The organism is Mycobacterium sp., from assembly GCF_965277065.1.
In the GTDB taxonomy this organism is placed as follows: domain Bacteria; phylum Actinomycetota; class Actinomycetes; order Mycobacteriales; family Mycobacteriaceae; genus Mycobacterium.
This window is the reverse complement of sequence record NZ_CBDIBT010000018.1, coordinates 84,644-98,899: the sequence shown is the minus strand read 5'-3', so window position 1 is coordinate 98,899 and position 14,256 is coordinate 84,644. Positions and strand designations below refer to the sequence as shown.

At 67.3% G+C, this 14,256-nt stretch carries 14 protein-coding genes and 3 pseudogenes; 10 read left to right on the top strand and 7 right to left on the bottom strand.

The window, feature by feature from the left end:
• Positions 1 to 3 precede the first annotated feature (3 nt).
• From ACQY5A_RS11865 to ACQY5A_RS11855, 3 genes are read right to left on the bottom strand one after another with little or no spacing between them, the layout of a single operon-like run.
• A complete protein-coding gene (locus ACQY5A_RS11865; RefSeq protein ID WP_428340577.1) occupies positions 4 to 1,701 on the bottom strand; it encodes an alpha/beta hydrolase in 1,698 nt (565 codons plus the stop codon).
• Positions 1,698 to 4,001, bottom strand: coding sequence for a phosphoribosylformylglycinamidine synthase subunit PurL (gene purL, locus ACQY5A_RS11860; RefSeq protein WP_428340576.1), 2,304 nt, complete (start codon positions 3,999 to 4,001; stop codon positions 1,698 to 1,700). The genes ACQY5A_RS11865 and purL overlap by 4 nt, the downstream gene beginning before the upstream one ends.
• Positions 4,002 to 4,026: 25 nt before the next feature.
• Positions 4,027 to 4,377 (bottom strand): VOC family protein, encoded by a 351-nt coding sequence (locus ACQY5A_RS11855; protein WP_428340575.1) that lies wholly within the window; start codon positions 4,375 to 4,377, stop codon positions 4,027 to 4,029.
• Positions 4,378 to 4,480: 103 nt separating this feature from the next.
• Here ACQY5A_RS11855 and ACQY5A_RS11850 point away from each other — a divergent pair, with 103 nt between their 5' ends.
• Positions 4,481 to 4,882 (top strand): nuclear transport factor 2 family protein, encoded by a 402-nt coding sequence (locus ACQY5A_RS11850; protein WP_428340574.1) that lies wholly within the window; start codon positions 4,481 to 4,483, stop codon positions 4,880 to 4,882.
• A gap of 3 nt (positions 4,883 to 4,885) precedes the next feature.
• Here ACQY5A_RS11850 and ACQY5A_RS11845 read toward each other — a convergent pair whose 3' ends face one another.
• Positions 4,886 to 6,145, bottom strand: a complete 1,260-nt coding sequence (locus ACQY5A_RS11845) for a M18 family aminopeptidase (protein ID WP_428340573.1) — start codon at positions 6,143 to 6,145, stop codon at positions 4,886 to 4,888.
• Between ACQY5A_RS11845 and ACQY5A_RS11840 the strand changes: the two genes are divergently transcribed.
• From ACQY5A_RS11840 to ACQY5A_RS11805, 8 genes and pseudogenes are all read left to right on the top strand, one after another.
• On the top strand, positions 6,144 to 7,214 hold the full coding sequence (locus tag ACQY5A_RS11840; protein WP_428340572.1) for a Dyp-type peroxidase: 1,071 nt from the start codon (positions 6,144 to 6,146) through the stop codon (positions 7,212 to 7,214). The genes ACQY5A_RS11845 and ACQY5A_RS11840 overlap by 2 nt on opposite strands.
• Positions 7,211 to 8,008 carry a family 1 encapsulin nanocompartment shell protein gene (locus ACQY5A_RS11835; protein WP_428340571.1) on the top strand — a complete coding sequence of 266 codons (798 nt, stop codon included), beginning with the start codon at positions 7,211 to 7,213 and terminating at the stop codon, positions 8,006 to 8,008. The genes ACQY5A_RS11840 and ACQY5A_RS11835 overlap by 4 nt, the downstream gene beginning before the upstream one ends.
• Before the next feature lie 10 nt (positions 8,009 to 8,018).
• Positions 8,019 to 8,723, top strand: coding sequence for a haloacid dehalogenase type II (locus ACQY5A_RS11830; protein WP_428340570.1), 705 nt, complete (start codon positions 8,019 to 8,021; stop codon positions 8,721 to 8,723).
• Between the two features lie 39 nt (positions 8,724 to 8,762).
• Positions 8,763 to 9,281, top strand: a complete 519-nt coding sequence (locus ACQY5A_RS11825; protein WP_428340569.1) for a methylated-DNA--[protein]-cysteine S-methyltransferase — start codon at positions 8,763 to 8,765, stop codon at positions 9,279 to 9,281.
• A 5-nt stretch (positions 9,282 to 9,286) separates the two neighbouring features.
• On the top strand, positions 9,287 to 9,784 hold the full coding sequence (locus ACQY5A_RS11820; RefSeq protein WP_428340568.1) for an RNA polymerase sigma factor: 498 nt from the start codon (positions 9,287 to 9,289) through the stop codon (positions 9,782 to 9,784).
• Positions 9,771 to 10,373 (top strand): methylated-DNA--[protein]-cysteine S-methyltransferase, encoded by a 603-nt coding sequence (locus tag ACQY5A_RS11815; RefSeq protein WP_428340567.1) that lies wholly within the window; start codon positions 9,771 to 9,773, stop codon positions 10,371 to 10,373. Before ACQY5A_RS11820 ends, ACQY5A_RS11815 begins: the two co-directional genes overlap by 14 nt.
• Positions 10,370 to 10,981: a hypothetical protein gene (locus ACQY5A_RS11810; RefSeq protein WP_428340566.1), complete on the top strand. Its 612-nt coding sequence runs from the start codon at positions 10,370 to 10,372 to the stop codon at positions 10,979 to 10,981. Before ACQY5A_RS11815 ends, ACQY5A_RS11810 begins: the two co-directional genes overlap by 4 nt.
• A gap of 79 nt (positions 10,982 to 11,060) precedes the next feature.
• Positions 11,061 to 12,534 (top strand): annotated as a pseudogene (locus ACQY5A_RS11805) (dihydrolipoyl dehydrogenase family protein).
• 7 nt (positions 12,535 to 12,541) lie between these two features.
• On the opposite strand, the pseudogene ACQY5A_RS11800 reads toward ACQY5A_RS11805, so the two are convergent.
• Positions 12,542 to 12,745, bottom strand: a pseudogene (locus ACQY5A_RS11800) (NAD-dependent epimerase/dehydratase family protein); the annotation flags it as partial.
• 1 nt (position 12,746) lies between these two features.
• Between ACQY5A_RS11800 and ACQY5A_RS11795 the strand changes: the two are divergent.
• Positions 12,747 to 13,301: pseudogene (locus ACQY5A_RS11795) on the top strand (WSD1 family O-acyltransferase); the annotation flags it as partial.
• Positions 13,302 to 13,304: 3 nt separating this feature from the next.
• Here ACQY5A_RS11795 and purQ read toward each other — a convergent pair.
• Together purQ and purS are read right to left on the bottom strand one after the other, a co-directional pair.
• A complete protein-coding gene (gene purQ, locus ACQY5A_RS11790; protein WP_428340565.1) occupies positions 13,305 to 13,979 on the bottom strand; it encodes a phosphoribosylformylglycinamidine synthase subunit PurQ in 675 nt (224 codons plus the stop codon).
• Positions 13,976 to 14,215 (bottom strand): phosphoribosylformylglycinamidine synthase subunit PurS, encoded by a 240-nt coding sequence (gene purS, locus ACQY5A_RS11785; protein ID WP_428340564.1) that lies wholly within the window; start codon positions 14,213 to 14,215, stop codon positions 13,976 to 13,978. Before purS ends, purQ begins: the two co-directional genes overlap by 4 nt.
• Positions 14,216 to 14,256: the final 41 nt, after the last annotated feature.

The window sequence follows — 14,256 nt, the reverse complement described above, 5'->3', positions numbered from 1 at the left end:
GGCCTAGTGCCTAAGCGAAGCGCGCACGCGCTCGGTGTCGGCCGGCGTCCAGCCCTCCGGCGCGGCCACCGCGGCGAAGGCGTCCAGGATGTCGTTGCTGTAGTTGTGCCCATGCCCGCCGGGGACCCCCTCGGCATTGGTCAAGTCGGCGCTGACCTGCCAGAACGTCACAACCGGATTCCATTGCATTGCCGGACTGCGATCGCGGCCGCGGGGCTCTCTGAGCCAATCGGGACGGCTGAACAGCAGGTCGGGCGACCACCAGACCACCGGGTCGGACGGATGCTGCAGGAACAGCACGCGGGTACCGGTCCACGGCGGCGCGGTGACCCCAGTGACGTCGGACGGATCGTTGGCTTCGGAGAACCGGACTGTCCGCCCGTTGTCGTATCGGGGCTGCACCTCAGTGGTGCCGGGATCGCGGCGCGTGATCAACGCGCGCCACAGCGTGCTCTCCTGCGGCGGCCCGACCCACAGCACCGCGTCGAAACCCATCCGCCGGATGTCGGGCAGCCAGCCGAACGCGGCCTGTCCTGCCAACGATCCCAGGCTCTCGCCGTAGAGCACCAACTTGGGCCGGTGTTGCGGAGGTAGTTGCGCCCATCGCCCGTGGACGGCGTTGATCAGCATCCGGCCGGAGTCCATCGACTTCCGCCGGTCGGCCAAGAACGAAATCCAGCTCGGCAGATAGGAATACTGCGCGCCGACGATCGCGGAGTCGCCGTTGTACATCGTCTCCACCGCACTCGCCGCCACCGGGTCGATCCACCCGGTGCCGGTAGTCGGCGCGATGACCAGCACCCTGCGGGTGAACGCGCCGGTGCGCTCGAGCTCGTCGACAAGCACGTTCAGCCGGCCCTGATCGTCAGGGGCGGTGTGGAGCCCGGCGTACACCCGGATCGGCTCTTTGGCCGGCGCGCCGTTGATCTTGCTCAGCTCGGCGGCGTGTGGACCGGCGCCGACGAAGGCGCGGCCCTGAAATCCAAGGGTGCTCCATGGCGCCAATGATGTTGGGCTGCCGGACTTTTCCGGCAACTGCGGTTGCTCCACACCCGGGGGCGTCGCGCTGTCCTGAGGCTGGAAGACCGCGTTGGCGCCGGCGAAGAACGCCCGGACGAGCACACCGTCGATCAGGGTGACCAGCAGGACCACCACGATCGCGGTGCCGATGAACAGCGCCACCTCGTCATGCAGGTGCCAGCGCCGAATCAGCAGGCGCGCCAGCAGTTTGACGACGTCGACAAGCACGCGGAACGCCGACACCAGCAGCGCGCTGACCACGGCCGCGACGCCCAGCGTGCGCAGATAGCCTGGATTCGTCGGCCCCTCGATGCCCATCAGCGCCGACAACTGTCGCTGCCAGGACGCGGCCGGGATCAGCATCAGCACACAGGCCGTCGGCGCCAGCACCACGACCGCTGCTTTCATCCACCACAGCACCCACGGCGACGGCGGCCACCACCGGGCGCCACGTAACACCAGACGGTTTACCGCGTTGCCGATCAGCACCCCCAGTCCGTAGCCGAAGGCGGCGTCCACACCGCCAATCAGGCCCTGAAACAACCACTCTCGAGGCACCAGGGAGGGTGTCAGCGACAAGCAGAAGAACAGCGCGCCGAACACCACCCCGGCGAATTTCAGGCGGAGCAGGCTCCACGCCCACACCAGCAGCGGATGGCGCCCACTCGATTCGTCGCTCATCGCAGCAGGGCGGCCAGCACCCCTTCGGACGTGCTGCGCAACTCGGCCAGTGACACGGTGAACAAACCCTGCACCTCGACCGAGTCAGAGCCCTGGTCGACGACGCCGATCCGGGTTGTCGGCAGTCCCCGCGCCTCGCACATCGACGTGAAACGGCTGTCCTCGGTGCGCGGCACCGCCACCAGCACCCGGCCGGACGACTCGGAGAACAACGTGACGAACGCGTCGGCGCCTTCGGGAAGCACGATGCGGCAACCTGTTTCGCCGGCCATCGCCGATTCCACCACAGCTTGGGCCAGCCCCCCTTCGGACAGGTCATGGGCCGCTGACACCAGCCCGTCGCGAGACGCTGCGCTCAGCACGTCGGCAAGCACGCGTTCGCGCGCCAGGTCCACCGAGGGCGGGCGCCCGCCGAGGTGGTCGGCGGTGACCTGCGCCCAGATCGAGCCGTCGAGTTCGTCGCGAGTGTTGCCGAGCAGAATCAGCGTCTCGCCCGGTTCGGTGCCCATCGCGGTCGGGATGCGACGGGTGACGTCATCGATCACCCCCAGGACGCCGACCACCGGGGTAGGCATGATCGCGGTAGTCCCGGTCTGGTTGTAGAAGCTGACGTTGCCGCCGGTGATCGGAATACCCAGTGCCGCACAGCCATCCGCGAGGCCGCGAACGGCCTGCGAGAACTGCCACATCACACCGGGGTCCTCCGGCGATCCGAAGTTGAGGCAGTTGGTCACCGCGACCGGGGTGGCACCGGTGACAGCGACGTTGCGGTACGCCTCGGCCAGCGCGAGCTGCGCGCCGACATAAGGGTCCAGCAGCGTGTAGCGGCCGGAGGCATCAGTCGACAGCGCGATGCCGCGGCCGGTGGTCTCGTCGACGCGCAGCACGCCACCATCGGCATGCTCGGCCAGCACGGTGTTGCCGCGCACGTAGCGGTCGTACTGCTCGGTGATGAACGCGCGGCTGCACAGGTGCGGACTACCCAGCAGCGCAAGCAAAGTCGCGCGCAGCTCGTCACCCGAGACCGGCCGCTTCAGGCCGGCCGAGGTGTCGGCGATGAGGGCGTCCTGCGAGTCGGGCCGCGCGACAGGACGCTGATAGACCGGGCCCTCGTGGGCCACGGTGCGCGGCGGAACGTCGACGACCGTCTCGCCATGCCAGGTGATCTGCAGTCGGTCGCCGTCGGTGACCTCGCCGATCGTTGTGGCCAGCACTTCCCACTTACGGCAGACGGCCATGAAGGCGTCCACGTTCTCGGGCGCGACCACCGCACACATCCGCTCCTGCGACTCGCTGGAAAGGATTTCGGCGGGCGTCATGTCCTTGGCCCGCAACGGCACGGTCTCCAGCTGAATCGCCATTCCGCCGTCGCCGGCCGATGCGAGTTCGGATGTGGCACACGATAATCCGGCTCCACCGAGGTCCTGGATACCGATCACCAGACCCGCCGAATACAGCTCGAGACAGCACTCGATGAGCACCTTCTCGGTGAACGGGTCGCCGACCTGAACCGAGGGAAGTTTCTTGCGGCCCGATCCAGTCCCGCTTCCTTCGTCGCCGCCGAAGGTCTCCGACGCCAGCACCGACACGCCGCCGATGCCGTCGAGCCCAGTCCGCGCGCCGAACAGGATGATCTTGTTGCCGGTGCCAGAGGCGAACGCCAGATGGAGATCTTCCTTGCGCAGCACGCCGACACACAGCGCATTCACCAACGGGTTGCCGGCATAGCAGGCGTCGAAGACGGTTTCACCGCCGATGTTGGGCAGACCCAGCGAGTTGCCGTAGCCGCCGACGCCGCGCACCACGCCGTCGAGCACGCGGCGGGTGTCGGGGGCGTCCGCGGCGCCGAAGCGCAGCTGGTCCATCACCGCGACCGGCCGGGCGCCCATGGCCATGATGTCGCGGACGATGCCGCCCACGCCGGTGGCCGCACCCTGGTAGGGCTCCACGTAGGACGGGTGATTATGCGACTCGACCTTGAAGGTGACCGCCCAGCCGTCTCCGATGTCGACGACGCCGGCGTTCTCGCCGATCCCGGCCAGCATGCCGGCCCGCATCTCGTCGGTGGTGGTCTCGCCGAAGTACCGCAGGTGCATCTTGGAGGACTTGTAGGAGCAGTGCTCGCTCCACATCACCGAGTACATGGCCAGCTCGGCGTCGGTTGGCCGGCGGCCCAGGATGTCACGGATCCGCTGGTACTCGTCGTCTTTGAGTCCGAGCTCCCGGAATGGTTGCGGCTGGTCAGGGCTGGCCGCGGCCCGCTGGACGGTGTCGGTCGCGTGGGTGAGCCCTGACGTCACGCACACAGTCTAGGGTGCCCGGCGGCTAGCCCGCGCCGGCGACGCAGAAGGCGTTGCCGGCGGGGTCGGCCAACACCACCCAGCGGAAGTTGTCGCCGATGCTGTGCCGGCCGACCTCCGTTGCGCCCGCGGACTTGAGCCGCGTCACCTCCGCGTCGACGTCGGCGGCGCCGGAATCCACGTGTACCCGATTCTTGCCGGGGGTCGGATCGTCGACCTTCTGGAAGCCCAATCGCGGCCCATCCGGGCGGATTACCGCGATGAACTCCCCAGGAATCAATTCCTGTGTCTCACCATCGAACTGCTGGGCCCACCACTGTGCGAGCGGTGCGGGGTCGGCGCAGTCGAAGGTGACCATCTCCACGTTGAGTGCCATACCTCACAACTCTACGACCGCCGGCGATGACCTCGGAGGTAATTGTGCAGCGTCGTCGCAGTGGACAGACTTTCACCCGAACCATTGAAACCTGGAGGGAATCATGACCGATACTCAAACCGCCTCAGCCACAACAACTCCGAAGTTCAGCCCGGAGTTGTTCGCAGCGTTCTGGGCCGCGCCCAGCATGTCGTCCGGCACCGAAACCCTCGCCGACGACATCATCGGCTACTGGCCCGGTGACAGCGAGCCGGTGCGGGGATTCGAGGCATACACCCAAAAGATCGCCGACCTGCTCGCCGTCGCCCCTGACCTGAAACTCGAGCTCATCGACAGCGCCACGGCGGCCGGCCCGGTGCAGGGTGAGGAGCTGTTCTTCCTGCACTACATCGGGCACGCCACCGGGCCTGACGGGCCCGTCGAGATCCGCGGGCTGGACCGGGTTCGCACCCGTGACGGCGTCGTCGTGGAGAACGTGATCCGTTACGACCCGGTCTTCGTCTAAGGGTCAGCCGGGCGACAAGAACGCCCGCAATGCCGCTGCGTAAGCGGCAACGTCGTTGGCGCCCATCAACTCTCGTGCCGAATGCATCGCGAGCGCAGCGGCGCCGACGTCGACCGTCGGGATGCCGGTGCGGGCCGCCGTCAGTGGACCGATCGTCGAGCCGCACGGCAGGTCTGCACGGTGCTCGTAACGCTGCAGCGGCACCCCCGCCTGCCGGCAGGCCAGCGCGAACGCCGCGGCGGTGCGACCGTCGGTGGCGTAACGGAGATTGGGGTGCACTTTGAGCACCGGGCCGCCGTTGATCGCGATGAGATGGCCCGGCTCGTGCCGCTCGGGGTAGTTGGGGTGGGTGGCGTGCGCCATGTCCGCCGAGGCCACCATGGAGCCCGGCAGTCTGCGCAGGAAGTCCGCGCGGCCGCCACCACCGGCCAGCTCGATGCGTTCGAGCGTCACCAGCAGCAGGTCGGAGTCGGCGCCGCGATCCGAGGTCGAGCCGACCTCTTCGTGGTCGAACAGCGCGAGCACCGGCAGGTGCTGGGCGGATCGGGCATCCAGAAACGCCTCCAGGCCCGCGTAGCAGGAGGCCTGGTTGTCCAGCCGCGGTGCGCTGACGAACTCGCCGTCGACGCCGGTCACCCGCGACGGCGTCAGGTCGTGAGTCATCAGATCGGCGCCCAGCACGTCAGCCGGATCGGCGCCGGTCCATTTGGCGACGTAGCCGATGAACGATCGAGTGTCGCCGCCCGCGCCCCACACGGCGTTGACATGACGCTGGGGGTCCAGCGTAAGCGACTTGCGGTCCTCGGCAAGGTGGATGGCCAGCTGCGGAACCCGCAAGATGGGGTTGTCGATTCGCACTAGTCGGTGCGCGATGCCGGTGCCGTCGCGCACCGACAGCCGGCCGCTGACGCCGAGGTCGCGGTCCAGCCACGAGTTCAACCAGGCGCCGCCGTAGGGCTCCAGCGCGACCATCTGCCAACCGGCGACCTCCCGGTCGGGGTGTTGCTTGACCCGCAGGTTGGGGCTGTCGGTGTGGCCGCCGATCACGCGGAACGGTCGACCGCCGGCGTCGTTGCCGCTGTTCCAGGCGACCAGTGAGCCGGCCCGCACGATGAAGAACTTGCCGGCGCGTGGCCATTGGTCCGCCTCGGCGAGCTCGGTGTAGCCGGCGGCGAGCAGTCGCGACGCCACGGTGGCGCAGACGTGAAACGGTGACGGCGATGCATCGATGAACTCACATAGACCCTGCGCGGTGGCCGCCATGGGCCTATCTTTTCATCACCTGCCGACCTCAGACGTTAGGGTCGATTCCGTGCCCGCCCCGCAACCGCAACCGGTCCTCGCGCCGTTGACACCGGCCGCGATCTTCCTGGTGGTCACCGTCGACCCGGGTGGCGAAGAGGTCGTGCACGACGCGCTGGACGGGATCTCCGGGTTGGCGCGGTCGACCGGATTTCGCGAGCCCTCGAAGAACCTGTCGGTGATCACCTCGATCGGCTCGCACGCCTGGGATCGGTTGTTCGACGGTCCGCGGCCGGCTGAACTGCACCCGTTCATCGAGCTGGACGGCCCCGCACACGCCGCACCGGCAACGCCCGGGGACCTGTTGTTCCATGTGCGGGCCGAGACACTGGACGTCTGCTTCGAGCTGGCCAATCACATCCTGCGCTCGATGGCCGGTGCGGTGACCGTGGTCGACGAGGTGCACGGATTCCGGTTCTTCGACAACCGTGATCTGCTCGGCTTCGTCGACGGGACCGAGAATCCCGATGGCGCGCTGGCGGTTTCGGCAACGACCCTCGGCGAGGACGATCCCGACTTCGCCGGCTCGTGTTACGTGCACGTGCAGAAGTATCTGCACGATATGGCGGCGTGGGATGCACTGTCGGTCGCCGACCAGGAGCACGTGATCGGCCGGACCAAGCTGGAAGACCTCGAGCTCGACGACGACGTGAAACCGGCCAACGCGCACATCGCGCTCAATGTCATCACCGACGACGACGGCACCGAGCTCAAGATCGTGCGGCACAACATGCCGTTCGGCGAGCTGGGCAAGGGCGAGTTCGGTACGTACTTCATCGGTTATTCGCGCACGCCTGAGGTGACCGAACAGATGCTGCACAACATGTTTCTCGGCGATCCACCCGGCAACACCGACCGCATCCTGGACTTCTCTACCGCGGTCACCGGCGGATTGTTCTTCTCCCCCACGGTCGACTTTCTCGACGACCCGCCACCGCTGCCGATCTCACCGGCACCGGCTCCGGCGATACTCAAAACATCCGCGGATGGCTCGTTGGCGATCGGCAGTTTGAAAGGAATCCCGCAATGAACAACCTGTACCGCGACCTTGCCCCGATCACCGAAGAGGCTTGGGACGAAATCGAAGTGGAGGCGAGGCGAACCTTCAAGCGGCATATCGCCGGCCGCCGCGTGGTCGACGTCAGTGAGCCGGCCGGGCCGACTGCCGCCGCGGTCAGCACCGGGCGGCTGCTCGACGTCGAGGCGCCCTCCGACGGCGTGATCACCCACTTGCGTGCCAGCAAACCGGTTGTGCGGCTTCGGGTTCCGTTCACGTTGTCGCGCTCGGAGATCGACGACGTGGAACGCGGGTCGCAGGACTCCGACTGGGATCCGGTCAAGGTCGCCGCCAAGAAGCTGGCCTTCGCCGAAGACCGGGCCATCTTCGAGGGTTACGCGGCCGCCTCGATCGAGGGCGTCCGCAGCGCCAGCAGCAACCCGGCGCTGAAGCTGCCCGACGACCCCCGCGCCATTCCGGACATCATCACTCAGGCGTTGTCCGAACTCCGGCTGGCCGGCGTCGAAGGCCCCTACTCGGTCCTGCTGTCCGCCGACATCTACACCAAGGTGAGCGAAACCACCGAGCACGGCTATCCGATCCTCGAACACGTCAGGCGGTTGGTGAACGGCGACATCATCTGGGCACCCGCCATCGACGGCGCGTTCGTATTGACCACCCGCGGCGGCGACTTCGACCTGCAGCTCGGCACCGACGTGTCGATCGGCTACCTGGCGCACAGCGCCGACACGGTGGATCTTTATCTGCAGGAGACCCTGACGTTTTTGAACTACACCGCCGAGGCATCGGTCGCGCTGACCCCGTAGCGCCCTGACGATGGCCCCCGCTCCGTCTGTTCTGGTGTTCGATGTCAACGAGACGCTTATCGACATCGACTCCATAGCACCCGTATTCGCGCGCGTCTTCGGCGATCCAGCCGTGCAGCGCGAGTGGTTCAGTCAACTGATCATTTACTCCATGGCGGTCACGTTGGCCGGCCATTATGTCGACTTCTTCACGCTGGGCCAGGGAGCCTTGCGGATGATTGCCGACACCCGCGGGGTGGACATTACCGACGACGACGTGCAGGCGCTGCGGCAAGCGATGCTCAGCATGCCCGCTCACCCCGATGTCGAGGATGGTCTCCGGGTTCTGCGCGACAACGGTTTTCGTTTGGTCACGCTGACCAATTCGCCGCCGAACCCGCACGGGCCGAGCCCGTTGGACAACGCCGGGCTGAGCCACTTGTTCGAGCGGCAGTTCAGTGTCGAGGCCTGTCGGACGTTCAAGCCCGCGCCCGCGTGCTACCGGTACGTTCCCGAGCAATTGGGGGTCGACCCGTCGGACTGCATGATGGTCGCCGCGCACGTGTGGGACACCATTGGCGCGCAGTCCGTCGGATTCAGCGGGGCGCTGATCACCCGGCCCGGCAATGCGGCGTTGCCCGTCCCCGGCGTGCCACAGCCGACGATCGTGGCGACCGATCTCCGCGAATTCGCGGCCAACCTCACACATTCGGCTCCCCCGTCGTCTACCGGGTAGATCACTTTTCATCGAACACCGGAGGACATCGTGACCACCATGACCGCGACGACTCGTCACGTCGTCATCGATTCACCGATCGGACCGTTGACCCTGGTGCGCGACGACGTCGGCCTCACCGGTCTGTACTACCCGGGGCACTGGACCCGGCCGGATCAGAACGGCTTCGGGCCGCTCGTCGAGCCCAGCGAGGACCGCGGGTTCGACGATGCCATCGCGCAGCTTCGCGAATACTTCGCCGGTGAGCGCCACGACTTCGATCTGCCGTTCCACCTGGTCGGCAGCGAACGGGCGCGCAGACTCTGGCAGCTGCTCGCCGAAATCCCCTACGCCGCCACCACGACCTACGGTGCGCTGGCACGCGAAATCGGCGACGGGATCAGCCCCCGCGCCATCGGCGGATTCGTCGGCCACAACCCGCTGTCGATTTTCATCCCCTGTCATCGGGTCGTCGGATCCACCGGCAAGCTCACCGGATATGCCGGCGGTCTGGAGCGCAAGCAGTATCTTCTCGAGCTGGAGAAGGCCATACCCGTTGCACCGCAAGCACTCTGGTAGCCGAGGTGAAACCGCCGTTCGAGACCATCGTGGCCGGGCACGGCGCGACGGTGCTGCGGGTGGCGCGCGCGGTCCTCGGGCCCGCCGACGCTGACGACGCCTGGTCGGAAACCTTCCTGGCGGCGATGAAGGCCTACCCGGATCTACCGGCCGACGCGAATGTCGAGGCGTGGCTGGTCACGATCGCCCACCGCAAGGCGATCGACATCATCCGCACCGCCGCCCGGCGGGCCACTCCGGTCCCGGAGACCCCGGACCGGCCGTCGCCGGATCACGCCGACAACCACCACCTCGAGTTGACCGAGGCGGTGGCCGCGCTGCCGCCCAAGCAGCGCCAGGCGGTGGCCTACCACTACCTGGCCGGGCTGCCCTACGCCGAGATCGCTACGATCCTCGACAGCACCGCAGCCGCCGCCCGCCGCGCCGCCGCTGATGGCATCGCCGCGCTCCGGCGCACCTATTCGCCCGACATCGCAACGGAGTTAGCTGATGACCACCCCTGACCTGGCCGCGCTGTATCCGGTCGACGACGACGACCTCACTCGCCTGCACGCCCGCCTGACAGCAGCCGCCGAGCACGACAACTCGCTCGACATCGCCTACCGGACCGTCGATTCTCCCGTCGGCGCGCTGTTGATCGCCGCCACACCGGCCGGGCTGGTGCGCGTCGCATTCAGCAACGAAGGCCACGACGGGGTTCTGCAAAACCTGTCCGACCGGATCAGCTCCCGCATCCTGCACGCGCCGGCGCGTCTGGATCCCGTCGCACAGCAGCTCGACGAGTACTTCGCCGGCCGCCGGCATGACTTCGATGTGCCCCTGGATTGGCAGCTGTCCAAAGGATTTCGCCGGGTGGTCCTCGAGCACCTGGCCGTCGACATTCATTACGGCAGCACGGCCAGCTACGGCACGCTGGCCCGACTTGCCGGTTCTCCCAGAGCAGTTCGCGCCGTCGGGACGACCTGCGCGACGAACCCCATTCCGGTCGTCGTGCCGTGCCACCGGGTGGTCCGCTCCGACGGCACGATGGGCGGCTACCGCGGCGGACCGGCCGCCAAGCGCGCGCTGCTGGATCTGGAAGGGGTTGCATGACGCCGGCGCGCAACCGGGTTTCGCCGCGCGACAACATCATCGCTGTCGCTGGTCGCGGCGCATGGATGGGTAACCGGGGCCGTCTGCACGAGGGCAGCGGCGCTCGAGACATTGTGCGCAACTTCCGGGGCAAGGCCTGGATCACCTGCCGCCTGGAATTCAAGGACCGGTACACGCGGCAATGGGCGCCGACGCACTACACCCAGTTGTTCTTCTTCGACGAGGCGGTCGCTTTCGCCGCGGGCCACCGACCCTGCGCCGAGTGCCGCCGCGCCGACTACCACGCTTATCGAGCCGCGTGGACGCAAAGCCACGGTGGCGCAACGCCATACGCCAGAGATATGGATACCGTTTTGCACCGAGAGCGCACCGGCGAGCCGCAGTCGCACCCGTGGAGTTCGCTACCTGACGGCGCGTTCGTCAAGACCGACGACGGACCCGCCGTCGTCATAGGCGATCGTCTCGCGGTGTTCGACGAACAGACCTACACGTACGGGCACCGACTTCCCAGACCCGCGGAGGGCTCCGCGTCGGTACTCACGCCGCCTTCGAACCTTGCAATACTCAAGGCCGGATACCGCGTGCACGTCAGCGAAACCGCCCGCTGACACGACACGCGGATGTCGGCCACGGGTGGCGTTGCGTTATCCGACCCATTCGAATCGTGCCGCCGTAGGCTGTCGATCGATCCGAACGGGAGGGCCGAAAGTGGCAGCAGCGGAGAATAGTTACGACGTCATAGTTCTGGGAGCCGGCCCGGTCGGCCAGAACGCCGCCGAGCGGGCCCGCGCGGGTGGCCTCAGCGTCGTCATGGTCGAACGCGAACTCGTTGGCGGCGAATGCTCCTATTGGGGTTGCGTGCCCAGCAAGGCATTGCTGCGCCCGGTGCTCGCCATCGCCGACGCCAACCATGTGGACGGCGCGCGTGAGGCGGTCACCGGCTCGATCAATGCGACCGGCGTCTTCGGTCGACGGGACCGATATGTGACCAACTAGGACGACGCGAGTCAGGCCGATTGGGTGGCAGCAATCGGGGCGACACTTGTGCGGGGCCACGGTCGACTGGACGGCCCGCGTCGCGTCAGGGTCACCGAAGCGACTGGCGAGTCATCGTTGCTCACCGCGCGCCATGCCGTCGTCATCTGCACGGGTAGTCGCGCAGTCCTTCCGGATCTGCCGGGCATCGCTCAAGCACAGCCATGGACCAACCGACCGCAGAGGCACCGACAGCAGCGCGGTGCCTCACCGCTTGGCGGTGGTCGGGGCCGGCGGGGTCGGCGTCGAATTGGCCACCGCGTGGCACGGTTTGGGTGCTTCGGTCACTTTGTTGGCCCGCGGTCCGGGTCTGCTGCCGCGGATGGAAAAGTTCGTCGGCGAGTTCGTCGAGCGCGGCTTCCGCGCATCTGGTGTCGATGTGCAACTGAATGTTTCGGTAACCCGGCTGCACCGTCCCGCCGCGGATGGACCCGTGACTTTGGAACTGAGCGATGGAAAGAGCCTAGAAGTTGATGAAGTGCTGTTCGCGACAGGCCGCGCGCCGAACAGCGATGACATTGGTTTGCAGACAGTCGGACTCACTCCAGGCAGCTGGCTCGATGTCGACGACACCTGCCGTGTCAAGGCCGTCGAGGGCGGCTGGCTTTATGCCGCCGGCGACGCCAACCATCGAGCACTGCTCACCCATGAGGGCAAATACCAGGCGCGCATCGCCGGCGCGGTCATCGCGGCGCGCGCGGCGGGCGATCCGCTGGACACCGTGCCGTGGGGCAAGCATGCGGCTACCGCCGACCACTACGCCGTTCCGCAGGTGTTTTTCACAGACCCCGAAGCCGCGGCTGTCGGATGGTCGGCCGAGCAAGCGCGCCAGGCCGGCCACCGCGTCCGAGTGGTGGACGTCGAAATCGGCGACACCGTCACGGGGGCCAAACTCTACGCGGACGGGTACGCGGGCCGAGCTCGGATGATCGTCGACCTCGACCACGGATGTCTGCTCGGCGTCACCCTGGTCGGTCCCGGGGTCTCCGAGATGCTGCACTCGGCCACGATCGCGGTGGCCGCTCGGGTACCCATCGATCGGTTGTGGCACGCCGTTCCTTGCTTTCCTACCGTCAGCGAGTTATGGCTGAGACTGCTTGAGGCATATCGCGATTCGGTAGCCTAACCGGCCCTCACTCCGGTGCGGGCTTGCCGAGCCGGGACCGCACCGCGCCCCATGGATCGGCATAGCGACCGGGCGCGTCCCGATACGCGGCCCGGCGTTTGAGCACCTGCCGCGCGACGGGTTAAACCAGAGACGTCGGATAGCGCCGCCACCCGACCGCGGCGCGCATCTCCGCGAGCATCGCGGGCCACGAGTGATGCTGGAACGACAGCGCGTCGGTGCCCACCGCCACCGACAAATCGGATCGCGTCACCGGCAATGAGATCAGCGGCCTCTCGATCTCGCTACCGGTACACGTCGCCGATCCGGCCGAACGAGCCCAGCTGGTGGCGCTTGCCACCAAGATCGCCAAGGAGGACCACGAGATCCTCGGCCCGCGGCTGTACGGACAACTGATGGGCTACCTGCCAACGGCCATCGCCCCGGCGGCGTTCGGCTGGCTCGGCCAGCGCGATGCGCCCAACAAGATGATGAACGTCGCGGTCTCCAGCGTGACGGGGCCGCGGGAACGCGGCTATTTCGCCGGCGCCCCGGTCAGCGAGATCTACTCGACGGGTGTGCTTTCGCCGGGTGCTCCGGTGAACATCACCGTGTGGAGCTACGTCGACCAGCTCGGCATTGCGGTGCTCACCGATGACGCGACTTTCCACGACCCGGATGAAGCAACCGATGCTCTGAGCGGACCATTCAGCGAATTACGCTGTGCCGCGGGTCTTTCAGATAATGACAGCGCAGCCGACCTGATGGCCGAGCACGCTCTGCGCTAGCGGTCAGGCGGCCAGAATGGCGTCCAGCGCCGAGTAGAACAGACCCAGCCCGTCGTCGGACGGCCCGGTCAACGCCTCGGTGGCGTGTTCGGGGTGCGGCATCAGGCCGACGACGCGACCGTTGGCCGAGCTGACACCGGCGATGTCGCGCAGCGAGCCGTTGGCGTTGTCGTGGTAGCGAAACACCACGCGGCCTTCGCCTTCCAGTTCGTCGAGCACCGCATCGGAGGCGACATAACGGCCCTCGCCGGACTTCAGCGGGATCATCAGATCCGCGCCGGCCTCGTACCGCGTCGTCCAGGCCGTCCACGTCGACTCCACCCGCAGCCACACGTCGCGGCAGATGAAGTGCAGACCGGCATTGCGGGTCAGCGCGCCGGGCAGTAGCCCGGCCTCGCACAGCACCTGAAAACCGTTGCAGATCCCCAGAACCGGCAGTCCGCGACCGGCGGCGGCGATGACTTCGCCCATCACCGGGGCGAACTTCGCGATCGCACCGCATCGCAAATAGTCGCCGTAGGAGAACCCGCCGGGCACCACCACGGCGTCGACGCCCTTGAGGTCGGCGTCGGCATGCCAGAGGTTCACGGATTCGGCGCCGACGGCGCGCGCTGCACGGGCTGCGTCGACGTCGTCGAGCGTCCCCGGGAAGGTGATGACGCCGACCCGCGCCGTCACTGCGACTCTCGGCTAACGGTCCAATCCTCGATCACGGTGTTGGCCAACAGCGACTCGGCGATCTCGGCGAGCGCCGAGTCGTCGACGCTGTCGTCGACTTCGAGCTCGAACCGCTTGCCCTGCCGGACATCTGAGATGCCGCCATGGCCGAGTCGGCCCAACGCGCCGACGATCGCCTGACCCTGCGGGTCGAGAATCTCACCCTTGGGCATTACGTGCACAACGACCCGGGCCACCCGCGCTCCTCACTACCGTTTCGGCTGCTCGGCGCCAACTC

What these genes read in the sequence shown, in the direction of transcription:
- ACQY5A_RS11845 (WP_428340573.1), bottom strand. Translation starts at nt 6,145, where the DNA reads ATGGCGGCCACCGCGCAGGGTCTATGTGAGTTCATCGATGCATCGCCG.
- ACQY5A_RS11835 (WP_428340571.1), top strand. Translation starts at nt 7,211, where the DNA reads ATGAACAACCTGTACCGCGACCTTGCCCCGATCACCGAAGAGGCTTGG.
- ACQY5A_RS11810 (WP_428340566.1), top strand. Translation starts at nt 10,370, where the DNA reads ATGACGCCGGCGCGCAACCGGGTTTCGCCGCGCGACAACATCATCGCT.
- ACQY5A_RS11815 (WP_428340567.1), top strand. Translation starts at nt 9,771, where the DNA reads ATGACCACCCCTGACCTGGCCGCGCTGTATCCGGTCGACGACGACGAC.
- ACQY5A_RS11830 (WP_428340570.1), top strand. Translation starts at nt 8,019, where the DNA reads ATGGCCCCCGCTCCGTCTGTTCTGGTGTTCGATGTCAACGAGACGCTT.
- ACQY5A_RS11840 (WP_428340572.1), top strand. Translation starts at nt 6,144, where the DNA reads ATGGGCCTATCTTTTCATCACCTGCCGACCTCAGACGTTAGGGTCGAT.
- ACQY5A_RS11865 (WP_428340577.1), bottom strand. Translation starts at nt 1,701, where the DNA reads ATGAGCGACGAATCGAGTGGGCGCCATCCGCTGCTGGTGTGGGCGTGG.
- ACQY5A_RS11825 (WP_428340569.1), top strand. Translation starts at nt 8,763, where the DNA reads ATGACCGCGACGACTCGTCACGTCGTCATCGATTCACCGATCGGACCG.
- ACQY5A_RS11850 (WP_428340574.1), top strand. Translation starts at nt 4,481, where the DNA reads ATGACCGATACTCAAACCGCCTCAGCCACAACAACTCCGAAGTTCAGC.
- ACQY5A_RS11855 (WP_428340575.1), bottom strand. Translation starts at nt 4,377, where the DNA reads ATGGCACTCAACGTGGAGATGGTCACCTTCGACTGCGCCGACCCCGCA.